We start from the raw sequence: 12,042 nt of genomic DNA on the forward strand, positions 1-12,042 counted from the left end.
ATCTTTGGCTACTCTTTATATATCGTTGAGTTTGAGCTACAAAGGAAGATTTTATTGACCTCGTTAGATGCCCATGAAGCTCTTCTTACCCGGGAGGAGTATGTGGAGAGTGCTAACCCGCACCAAGGTAATGTAGCTGCATCCGTGACAACGTTTCAGCCATTTGGTACAATTCTGCTCTTCAACTACCTCACGCCAATCTCAGACCGGACAGATTGGTACCGCTCCATCATGCGCACCTTTTTTCAGAGTAGCCGTAAATATCGTTACCAGCTTACCGCTGAGGATGTCGTGGAGGCGGTTCGGGATGATACAAAGATGGAGTATCATCTGGATGCATGCAAAGGGGATCTTGATCGTCTGGTGAAATGGGGAAATCTCACCACGCTCTATGATACGAGCCGGGTGACGACGATTGCGGATTTTCGCTCACCGATTTTACGCTATCAGGCCAGCCCCGAGGCATTGGAGATTGAAGGATTTCTGGCCAGCCATGCCCATGTGGGTGCCAGTGAAGGTGGTTTATATCAGGGCGATCTACCTTTGCTCTGGCAGGCACTGCAGACCGTTGACCGCTGGTTGAATGATGATCAAAGTTCTTATACACCTGAACGCCGTCAGGAGATTGCAGAGCAGTGGCGACAGGCATTTACGGCCTGGGAAAAAGTCGTGAACGATGCGGCACAATATCTGGGTAGTATGAATCAAAGCGCCCAACAGGCTGTGAATATGGCCTCTTACCTGTCCTATAAGAATATTGTTGTCAATTATATTCAGAGCTTTGCCCAACAGCTCGTGCAACATAGTAATGCAGTGCGTAGCTTGCTCCTGACATGGGTAGATACAGAGAAAAAAGAACGTCTTCTGGCGATTATCACCTCAACGCCTCCACCAATACAGAGTCTGGCGGAGAATCCTGACAGATGGCGAGAAGATGTGCAGCAACAGATTGAAGCCTTTGAAGAATGGTTTATCCGCGAGAGCAATGTGGCCATGTTTCTTAAAGCGGCCCGAGATGCGGTGGAAAAAGTCGTTCAACGGGCCCATGCCCTGGCTTCATCGATGCGCCCTCATACTGATTATGTGACGATGCTCCATGGCCTGGCCGGCCAGTTTATGCAGACTGACGACCTGCAGGTAGCGCAACAATTGTATGCGAGCGCCTTCGCCAGTAGTACACCAATCCATCTTCCTGAAGGATTGACTGGTTCTCCTGAAGTGACCGATAGACGCAATGAACGCAAGCCATGGAATGAAACAGCAGCGGTAACTCGTTCGTTGCGTCCAATCTACAAGGGGAACGTTGAACGTGTTGCGGAGCAGCCAATGCGCTCTAATACAGAGGCGCTCTATCACCTGAAATTGACACATGATACGCAAAATAAGCTTCAGCAACAGCGCTTTGCTCATATCTTCCAGACGGAGCTCCTTGATCTGGGTACGATCAAGACAATAGCCCCTGAGGAAAGGGCCGCCATTACGGAGGTGATCGACGGTTGCCTGTGTAGTCCAGCACTAGAGTATTCGTTACCGGACGGTTCACTGGTAACCCTGCTTAACCGCGATGAGCAAGCCTATATTTCGCTACATTCGCAAGATGGCGTCCTGCTTGTCCCTCGTTATCGCTTGCGACGCCAGTTACCGGCCAGTCGCCTATCTTAATATCTGGAGAGGATCGGGATGATGTTATGGAAAATCCACAGAGTATGTTTGAAGAGCAAGATTATCCGCTCTGGGAAGATGAAGACAGTTCACACAACTTCGCCAGTGCTTCCTTACCCTCGTATACCGCCCGCAATGTGTCCAGAGCACATGCCGCGCTTTTAGACAATGTAGTGGTCTCACTCCAGGCAAATGTTGAGATTTTTCGCCTGGTAAGGACACATATTGCTTTCCTGGAACAATGGCATGAACAGCATACTGGCTGGCGTATCCAGCGTGGTGCGACCTTCTTTCGCCTTGAACGTCATCTCCATACGGTGACACCGGTCTTCCTGGATGATAAACTAAAAAAGGCGCGTGATTTTGTGTGCTTAACCTGGCTCCTGTGGTTCGCAGAAAAACGCTATCTCGCTGGTGGTGGCAGAAATCAGCAGTTTCTTCTATCCCAACTGGCAGACGAGCTCCAGAAACAGTCCGAGACAGTAGAAGGAACGGCGCTGGATTTTCGTAATCAGCAGGATCGCTATAGTATGTGGCGTGCCCTTGACTATCTAACGAACCTGGGAGGATTGCGCATACTGGAGGGCGAGGTGAAGAAATGGTTGGAAGATAGCGAGCAAGCGGAAAATGAAGCGCTCTATGAGTTTACGCCGATCACCCATTCATTGGTCGAGGCACTTCATGAAGAACGGGTAGCGGCCATTACAGAACTCCTCAGGGAGAACCGTCAACTGACGACGGCTGGTCGCGTACCAGCATTGGCACAGGCGATCCCTCCACTCTTTCGTGCCTGGCGCACCCTCTTGCTGGGTCCTGCCCTCTTTCGCTATGATGATCCAGACGCTTTTCACGCACTCAAGACCAACTCCGAACAGGTCAGTAATGAATTGGCCGATGCGCTGGGATGGCTCTTAGAACTCAATAGTGACTATGCCTGTATTGTGCGCGGGGGTAGTCTCTCAATCGGCGCCGGACCCGGCCTTACCGTCAATGGAGCCTATGATCAGATGATCTTGCTTCTCTGTAGCCTGTTTCGCAATCAGGTTGAACAGCATAACTGGACACCGGACGCGTATGGTTGCCTACATGTAACACACTGGGATATTAATCCGCTCTTCAGTGATCTGCGTCAACGTTTCGGCAACTATTGGGGTGCCACCATCCAGAATATCGAGGCAAAAGAATTACTGACAGAAATGTACCAGCGGATGCGCCAGTTAGGGCTCCTGCGTGGTCCAGATGAAGAAGGAAATATGTTGATCATGCCAACGGCGGCAAGATATAATGTCAGTTACACGCAAGAACCGCCGGAGGTGCGTAAGAGCACACGCACACGCAGCCGCAAAACAACGCCGGCCCCACAATTATCGCTTGAGTCTATTGATCAGTATGAAACAGGGAATGGCCAGCACGCACAGAAGGAGCAACAATGACCTATCGCATCGAGGCACCAACGTTATGGGATGAGTCAGGTACTTCAGCAGCACATACCCAGACTGAACTGCTCCAACAGGTTGCTGGCGGCCCACCTGGCTATCGGCTCAGACGTATTATTTTAACCAATTTCTGGCTTTATGACCATCAAGAATTTGAGATCCCACATGGACGACTCTTCCTGGCTGGCGATAATCGCTCGGGTAAATCTACGGTGCTCACCGCCGCGATTACCCTTGCCCTTGACGGCGACTACCATCCTGAGCGTATTGATACCTTTGGCAAACGTGAGAAGCGCATCGACTATTATATTCTGGGCAGCAACGAATCAAATACACCCTTTACACGCGATTCACGCACCACCTATATTGGCCTGGAATTTGAATGGTGCGACATGACTCAACCACCCTTTGCGTCAGAGCTACGGGCCCTTTGGGAACGTGGCGAGTACCAGCAGGCCAATTTTCTGACCATTGGTATCGCCTTCCACGGCAATAGAAACAACGCCAATCCGATCAGCGCCCTGCGCTTCATAATTACCGATGGCAAGCGACTGGAATATGATATTCCTACCATCATCACAGGCAAAGATAGCCAGCGCGCCTGTGACCTCAAGACATTTAAGAAGACCCTGGCCGAACATGGACAGGTCTTTGAATCACAGCATGAATATGAACAGAAGGTCTCTCAATATCTATTCAACTTTGCCAGCGTCAACGATTTCCGGCGTCTGATCAGACAACTCCTGTACTTACGCCAACCCAATCTCAATAGCGTCCTCTCATTGGAATCCGTGCGTACGTTCCTTGATCAATCACTCCCGTCGATACCTGCCGATCTCGTTCAACATGCAGCGACAACCCTGGAATTAATGGAATCCTTACAGGAGGAAATTGAGCAGCGTAAGAAAGCCTATAACGCCGTTGAAAAACTCCACCTGGCGCAACAGGTGGTGGCCGTAGCCAGAACCCGCATTGCAGCCTGTGAGTATGTGCATACGCAGTTGCTCGCAAACGCGGCCAATAATGATGTGACACGGCTTAAACGCAATATTACACGCGCCGAAAATGAGTTGGAGCGTTATCAGAGACAACTCCACGACTTAGAGCGCACACAGGTCGAGGTAGCTGGAAAAATCTCGGCGTTAGAGGGTAGTGAAGGTCTACAGGCGGCGCAACAACTTGGTCATTTACAGGAACAGACCATTGCCTATACCAAAGATTTTGAGGAGAAAGGTCTGATCCTTACCGATGCAACAACCAATAGAGAACAGGTCGAGCAAGATATCAAAACCCAGGGCACAGCGTTTGCTCGAATGCAGCAGCAGACGGAGCAATTATTGGTCACCATGCGTACCATGGCAGATCAAGAAGCACACTGGCAGTTAGCAAGCGAACAGTTGAGTGCAACAATCAATCAATTAAAGAGTTTCTCGCTGGAAGCATCAACTCCTGACATCCAGACGCATATCTCGTCCCTGCTCGCTGTTTCACTTCAAGAACGCCTGGACTGGTTGGGGAGATTGCGACAACTGCATCGTACGATAGAGCAGACACAAACCAGACTACAAGCGGCACAACAGCAAGAATCACAGGCATATGATACGCTCGATCAGGCGAACAGACAGTTCGATGCTGAGCGCGACACCTTGGTCGCGGTGCAACAGGAACTGGCCGATAGGCTCGATGGTCTCCTCGAGGATAGTGCGTACGATCAACATTTTACTCAGCTCCATGAAAGAGCCGCTGAAGATTGGAATGCGGCCCTGCCACCACAGGAAATGGTTGATCGGCTAGGTGAAGTGTTGCGCGAATATGAGAGCATTATTACATCAATTATCGAGGCACTAAAAAAATCGCGACGGCAGATTCAACAGGAACTTGACACGACACGGCAACGCCAGGGTGAAAAGAACCAGGAACTCAGACAGGCACGTATAGCCTATGAGCTGAAGTTGCAGGAACCAGAGTATACCCCATATCGTTCAGAACATCGTCAAAAAGCGCGGGCGTCTCTGGCTGCACAGAATATTACTGCGTTCCCGCTCTATATGCTGATCGACTTCACAGCAGCAATTGATAGCCAATCAGCACAGGCCGGAAGTATTGAATATCTGCTTGAGGACGCGGGACTCCTGGATGCACTGGTTGTACCCACCGATGATGCCACAGCCGCAGATGCTATCCTGGCCGCCGAAGGCCTCAGCGATTGTTACCTGGATATTCAGCGCATCACACATGATCAACAGCAAAATTCAGCACACACAACAACCAGACTGCTACAACTTGATCCAGCGCTGCAAGAAGACCCGGCCACACGTAACAATAACTGGCAAGAGATCATTGGTCCGTTACTGTCTCTCCTTGAACAGCATATCTATCCAGCGTTGGCCCAGAATCCATCCTCCGAACAATCCGTTTCCTGGCGCCATGGTCTGCTCACAGGAATAGCGGGCGCCGGTTCGGCCCGTTGTATTGGCAAGGCAACACGTCTACGTGAACAGCAAACCCAACAATTATTACTTGCTCAGCAGGTTGAAGTATTTGAGAACGAACTGCAAAAGATCAGCAGTCAGATTGAAGTATTAGAACAACAACAGCTGCGCCAGGCAGATTTACATGAGCAGTTAGGAACTATTTTCAAAGAAAGTAAGATTGAATTTCATGCCACAACCCTCCAGGGTATCCTGGTTGCGCTGCAAAAAGCTGAGGCTCGCTATCAACAAGTACACAATGAATCTCAGGATATTCGTCAACAGATAACGACCCTCAAGACACGCTTGCAGCGCGAGACAGCCGAGGTGTTTGTCTTTGCCTATGAGGCGGACAAGGTTGAAAGAGCCTATGAGGCGACCAACAAACTGGCCAGTGAACACAAAACGCTGAACAGCTATGGCGAACGACTGATTGCGACATGGCAGGGCTATAAGCGGGCCGCGCAGCAACTTGGCCAGGTGAAAAACGCCGAGATGCGGGCCGAAGTCGCCAGACGCAAGGCTGAACAGGTCCTTACCCAATCCAAAGCCGAGTTAGAGATGCTGGAGAGGATGTTACGCGAAACCGAGCAGGGGGGCCTGGATGGCTTGCTCTCACAGCTTCATGAGCTCCAAACTCGCCATAGCGAACTGCCAGACGAACTACAAAAGCTACGCGAACAGCGCACCCGGGCCGAAAGTAATCTGGAAAATAGCAGCGCGGAATACACCAAAGCACAGGAAGTGCGCACAATTAACCAGCAACGCTGTAATGATGCATATGAACACTTCCTCTATCTGCTCCATGCATATCCGGTCGAGATGCTGGCCCATACAGACCAACAAATAGAGGCAACCACTGGTTTCGAGGCAGCCCAGGAGTTTCTTATCGAGCCACTAGGATCACAGGAAGAGGTCTATCTGGCTCGTAGAAACGAGCTACAGAAACATGAGCATACGGTTCAGAGCGAGCTATACCGGGTCTATAGTGAAGTTATTAATCGGCTCCATGAATATAGTCCTCAGGTCGATGACCAGGGTATCATTCGCTTTGCCAATGCAGATCAGGCCAATGCCTATGAGCTACTTAGCCGGCTGGGTGAAGAGATACGTTACCAGGACCAGTTGCTGGCGGTCAGAGAGCGAGAGCTGTTCCAAAACTTTCTGCTAGAAGAGATGGCTGACACGGTCGGCAAACATATCACCGATGCAGAAAAATGGGTTGAAAGAATGAATGCAGTCCTCGGCCAGAGTCCTCTGGTAGGAGAATATTATCATTTGAAGTGGGTCTATAAAGCGCAAGAACGCGACCAGCCAGGCAATGCACTGGCCCATTATCATGATCTTTTGCGTCGACAGGCACAAACGTTTAAGCAAGAGGAGATTGATGCCCTGGTGTATGCTTTCCGCCAGGAGATCAATGCATTACAGGCACAAAAACATGTGACCACTGAAGCCACGTTTGCGGAAGCGCTGGCGCAAATTTTTGATTATCGTACCTGGTTTCAATTTGAGATCTATATCACCAGGAATGATGGCTCACAACAACACCTGACCAACCGCTTCTTCAAAAAAGGCAGTGGCGCAGAACAATATGTCACTCTGTATGTGCCGTTCTTCGCGGCGCTCTCGGCACTCTATGAGAGCGCCGGCAAAGGCGCTCCACGCTTGATCGCACTAGATGAAGCATTCGACAAGGTAAGTGTCGAGAATACCAGGAAATTACTTAAGTTCCTTGGCTCACAAAACTTCCAATGGATCATGACCGGACCTCGTGTGACGGGCGAAGCAACTGAGATACCAGCCTGTGTCAAATACACCATGTTCTGTCAGAAAGAACAAGAGTTAGCCACAGGATTTGCTTCCTTCTGGAGTACCGATACATCGCTGGATGAGATCAGTAAGTCATGAAGCAGCAGCCACAAAACTCGGACAATCCATTCGTACAAAAAGCCGTGGCTTTCTTCGCACAACCTGTCTGGTCTCGTCTTGTTGAAGCGTTATATACGAAGTACATAACACAAGGACGTATTGCAGGCCAGATTGTGCTACGCGACTGTAGCAATGATGAGCAGCGAGAGATAGCCAGGTTTCTCAAGAAGAAGTTGCCGAGCGATGGCACGTTCACTATCCGTCTGCGCGATTTTCAGCAAGCACTTGACGAAAGTGGATTTGCCTGCGACCTCCCCACGCTATTGATATCCCTTTTTCCCAGCCGCTCACATACCACACGCCCACAGCAACGCGAGCAACAGGCGCATTCCCAGCAACAGTTCTATGACAGCCTATCAGCGATTGGAGCTACCCTTCCAGTGGCGTCCCGTGGATATGCCTGGCTATTCCAGGGTGTATATGGTCGAGATGAACTTTTCAGGCGCTATAAAAACGAAACAGCAGTCGTGCAGGAAGGGCTCCTTATTCAGGTACGCACAATTGCGCAGGCCCTCAATCATCTTCCAGTACCCCCAAACGTCGAGCGGTTGGCTCTGTTTGCGCAACGTATCACCGGAAATCCCCATTATTTTGATAGCAATACAGCCGCCGGACGGATCTTTTTTCGGGCATTACTGGATCTGACACAGAGAAGTGAGGCGTCCAACCGTGCTGATGCAAGCTTAGAAAATGATGATCTTACCACTCATCGTATGGGAAGAGAAATTTCGGAGCAACAACAGCAACGCCTGCTTGTCTATTATGAAGCGGGCTTACTATTAGACACCATTTCATCCACTGTCACTGTCTTCAATCTGGCCTATGCAGAGGATCATACAGGGCATGCGGATGCCCTGGTCCAATATGCAGGTAAACGTCTCCTGACCCTCTCCCTCCATCAGCTACTCGATTGGAGAAGGCTGCACGCAACCACGAAAAAGATTTATCTGTTTGAAAATCCACAGGTATTTGAAGAGATTGTAGAGAGTTTAGCACCCACCAATGTGAGCTTGTTCGCGGATCACAGCCCACCGGTCCCAACCTTGATCTGTACCTCTGGCTGGCCCAGTATCGCGGTTATACGCCTGCTCAGTCTCCTTACTGCTTCCTCACCAGACACAAACCTGTATTATAGTGGCGATTTCGATCTTCAAGGATTACGCATCGCTTCCCATATCCTCACACGCTATCCTGGACGCAGCTATCTCTGGCGCTTTGATCCAGCCTCCTATATCAGCGCCCTCCATATGCAAGCAGCAGAGCTTGACGCCAGCGACATTGCAGCCCTCCAGACACTCCCTGAAATCTTTACACCATTAACAACAATCATGCAAGAGAGAAAACAGCGCGCCTACCAGGAAGGCATTACACAACTACTCCTGATGGACATTCGCGAAAACATGGAAAATTGAAGTGACATAATCGGCTCTATGTCTTTGAGGGGGAAAGCGGGGTGTCCTCGCAATCCTCCCCCACCACCTTCCCCGAAGGACGGAGAGCCACATAATCAAAAGATTATGCTTTTTTCAAGCATTTCTTCTTTTGCATCTCTATACTTTGTATTTATCAAATAAATCGTGTATAATTACTATACCTTAAAGAAATACACATGTATGCTCTCTCATCTTGTGATTTTGTATCAATATAGATATCATACATTTTGATAAAGCACGTCCTCCTAAAAAAGTGATGTCCCTCTGTGTACTTCTAAAGATCAATCTTTCTAGCACAAAGCGCACCATATGCAAATTTTCGTTCCTATCTCTTCTGGTAAACTCCATAGGCATACTGTGCCAGAGAAAGGCCAGCACATAGAGCTGGAAAGATAGAAGCATTCAAATAAAACAGCTTCAACAGAAATGAGGAATCACATGACCTTACCAACACTTGACCAGACCGAAGGAATATGGATTGGACGCACGCAAGATCAAGGATATCATTACATACAAGATATATTCCCCAATAATATTCAGCGCGAAAGATATCACCAGGATAACTGCTTTGCCTTAATCACACGTGGCAGTTTACAACCTGAACAACCTGATGGCCTTACCCCCATCCAACGCACCTGGGAAAGATTACAACGCTATCGGCAAGTCCTCTAGTCCGGCATAAACAAAACGAACATTCCCCGCATGATATTTAATAATATACGCTTGGAGAAACCGGAAGGTGCAAGATGGTCTTGCCGATCCTTATCTCAACGGCGGAAGACTGAGTTTTTTCATAAATAATGTATTTGCTTATTTGCATGTTTACTAATATTGTATTTTTCCAAAAAATAGTGTATAATTAAAGTGTCTCATAAGACTTTTATGAACCAGCCTTCCCTTATCAGCTAGCGCTTACTGCTCTTCTCTCTTAGAAGTACCGCCACATACCCTACACATTGCAACTACTTCTTCCAGATCAGTAATTGCTTAAACAGCTTGTCTGTTATGGCATTTCATCTTTTCACGCAAAAATCTGATAGTACCAGGTGGTACTGGAAAAGAAACAACAATGAAAACGTTTACCCAGACCAGAGAAATCTTCATTGAGGCCATTGATCAGCTAAAGCGTCTTGAAGGACCTGAAAAAGTGACGCAAGCTCTCCGTATCGTCAAGGAACGGGAAGCCGGTAAACTTTGTTATCAGGCTGAAGAGGATCTGCCCCAGGCTGAACTGTTTCTATTGAAAGATATGTTGAGAGTCGGGAAAAACAATTGGACACGATATAAACAGATCTTCCTTGAGAGCATGCATAAACGAAAATAAACGGGCAAGAACATTGCATAACAGGAATAGTGAAATGCCCTGTGCTTCATACATAAAACAGAAAATTTGTGGATGGACCTTGCCCTACAGAGAGAGAGAAATATACAATGGCCTTAAAAAAACATATTGAGCTGCTGGCAGCTGGAAACAAGACCTGGAATACATGGCGTCGTGACCATTATGATGTCCAGGCACTCGAGCCGAATCTCCATGAGGCAGATCTACGCAACGCTGATCTGCGTGGTATCGATTTCCACGGTGTTGATCTCACTGAAGCAAATCTCCAATATGCGGATCTACGAGATGCGGATCTGCGAGAGACGGACCTGCGGCACACAAATTTAGAGGGCGCGAATCTAAGCGGTGCCAATCTTGAAAAAGCGATGATGCATGGCGTCGACGCCTTCCAGGCACGCTTTTGTGGAGCAAATATGCATGGGGCCGATCTTAGCAATGCGGACCTGCGTGGCGCCGACCTGACCGGAGCAAATATCGCTCGTACCATTTTTGATCATGCTTTATTCGATAAACCAGATGTTACCATTACACCACCTGCAGTAGAAACAGTTAAGGTTTAACTTTCATGGAAAATCGTTACTACGTCCAATGCTTATCACCTCAAATCTTTCTGGTCCGTGAGCGTGCTGCCGCAGACCAGGATCCTTCTGCAAATGATCGACTGGTCAAATCGTTTGATGTTCGTCATGACGCATACTTATATGTCAACACTTTCAATGAGGAACACAAAAGTTTGCCTGATAGCAAACTGATCGAGAACGGGTAGGTAGCATTATGAATACCCAAACGAGGCCAGAGGGACAGACCGTCCCTTATACGAATACGCTGGCCGAACAATGGTTGATAGAAAGAACCTATCACGCCAAATTGTCCGATGGCACAGAGCTCTCCGTGCCTCATCTTACCGAAGCCTTTAGAAATATTACCAGCACCTATATTCCAATATCTGCCTGGAAAGAACTCTCACGACAAGAAGCACGCCAGCACTATGAACAGGGGAATCCGCTTCTGCTCTATAGCGAACATACATGGAATCACGCATATGGAAACAATACCATGTGGAGTTCCAACAAAAACATGCGTGCTATTATCTATAGTTCAACCCCTCAGTTGCCAGATGAAGCCTCAGGCATCAGTTATGGGCTCTACTACCTTGATAGCATCCATGGAAACTTCGCAAATTCATCCTGGGAAGCCTGGTTCTCCAGCACGATTGAAAATATTTTTGCTGAAAATAGTCATACGACCTTTCTAAAACCCTTCATCCAATTTCCTGCCAGCTTACATTACACGATCATTGCCGCGGATGGACATGTCGAGGAATATGCAAGCGCGGATGAAGCGGTCCAAGGATTTCAAACGATGCCTGCGCTCCAGCAAGATGGAAAGGTATCCTTACCAGAATTCTGCTATTATTGCGAGGTGACAACGTCAAGCGGTCGTTATCGTATCGAGTTTTTTGGCCCTCGCATGAATGAACCAGGCTATCCAGTAAAAGTAATGAAGTAAGAAGGAACATATCCAGATGGAAACAACACAAGAAGGAACCTACTTTCAAGAAGGTGACCGCGTACGGATCAAGCAAACAGGCGAACAAGGGAGTGTTAACGCGACCGATGGTGGCGTAGTCTATGTGGTCATGGATACCACAGAGGAGACCAGAGTCTTTTCAGCCTACTGCGATAAGGATTCCTACATCGATTTTGTTCAGCAAGAGCTGAAAGCGGGTGGGGCTGGAAAACAGGCGTAATACAAAATTTCTTCCG

Annotated in this window: 10 protein-coding genes; all 10 read left to right on the forward strand. The window is 48.5% G+C overall.

What is annotated here, in order from left to right:
• Positions 1–54 precede the first annotated feature (54 nt).
• The 10 genes from EL633_RS26885 to EL633_RS26930 all read left to right on the forward strand — a co-directional run bounded on the left by EL633_RS26885 (position 55) and on the right by EL633_RS26930 (position 12,026).
• On the forward strand, positions 55–1,662 hold the full coding sequence (locus EL633_RS26885) for a TIGR02677 family protein (RefSeq protein WP_161982476.1): 1,608 nt from the start codon (positions 55–57) through the stop codon (positions 1,660–1,662).
• 26 nt (positions 1,663–1,688) lie between these two features.
• Positions 1,689–3,095, forward strand: coding sequence for a DUF2398 family protein (locus EL633_RS26890; RefSeq protein WP_126630355.1), 1,407 nt, complete (start codon positions 1,689–1,691; stop codon positions 3,093–3,095).
• The gene (locus tag EL633_RS26895; protein WP_126630356.1) at positions 3,092–7,480 is read left to right on the forward strand and encodes an SbcC/MukB-like Walker B domain-containing protein; all 4,389 of its coding nucleotides are present in this window, start codon (positions 3,092–3,094) and stop codon (positions 7,478–7,480) included. The genes EL633_RS26890 and EL633_RS26895 overlap by 4 nt, the downstream gene beginning before the upstream one ends.
• Positions 7,477–8,913 (forward strand): TIGR02679 domain-containing protein, encoded by a 1,437-nt coding sequence (locus EL633_RS26900; protein WP_126630357.1) that lies wholly within the window; start codon positions 7,477–7,479, stop codon positions 8,911–8,913. The genes EL633_RS26895 and EL633_RS26900 overlap by 4 nt, the downstream gene beginning before the upstream one ends.
• 459 nt (positions 8,914–9,372) lie before the next feature.
• Positions 9,373–9,606, forward strand: coding sequence for a hypothetical protein (locus EL633_RS26905; protein ID WP_126630358.1), 234 nt, complete (start codon positions 9,373–9,375; stop codon positions 9,604–9,606).
• 397 nt (positions 9,607–10,003) lie between these two features.
• Positions 10,004–10,258: a hypothetical protein gene (locus EL633_RS26910; protein ID WP_126630359.1), complete on the forward strand. Its 255-nt coding sequence runs from the start codon at positions 10,004–10,006 to the stop codon at positions 10,256–10,258.
• Between the two features lie 107 nt (positions 10,259–10,365).
• On the forward strand, positions 10,366–10,836 hold the full coding sequence (locus EL633_RS26915; protein WP_126630360.1) for a pentapeptide repeat-containing protein: 471 nt from the start codon (positions 10,366–10,368) through the stop codon (positions 10,834–10,836).
• A 5-nt stretch (positions 10,837–10,841) separates the two neighbouring features.
• Positions 10,842–11,042 carry a hypothetical protein gene (locus tag EL633_RS26920; RefSeq protein WP_126630361.1) on the forward strand — a complete coding sequence of 67 codons (201 nt, stop codon included), beginning with the start codon at positions 10,842–10,844 and terminating at the stop codon, positions 11,040–11,042.
• Positions 11,043–11,050: 8 nt separating this feature from the next.
• Positions 11,051–11,785: a hypothetical protein gene (locus EL633_RS26925; RefSeq protein ID WP_126630362.1), complete on the forward strand. Its 735-nt coding sequence runs from the start codon at positions 11,051–11,053 to the stop codon at positions 11,783–11,785.
• Positions 11,786–11,801: 16 nt separating this feature from the next.
• Positions 11,802–12,026 (forward strand): KOW domain-containing RNA-binding protein, encoded by a 225-nt coding sequence (locus EL633_RS26930; RefSeq protein WP_126630363.1) that lies wholly within the window; start codon positions 11,802–11,804, stop codon positions 12,024–12,026.
• Positions 12,027–12,042 lie beyond the last annotated feature (16 nt).

This window comes from Dictyobacter alpinus, assembly GCF_003967575.1.
GTDB lineage: Bacteria > Chloroflexota > Ktedonobacteria > Ktedonobacterales > Ktedonobacteraceae > Dictyobacter > Dictyobacter alpinus.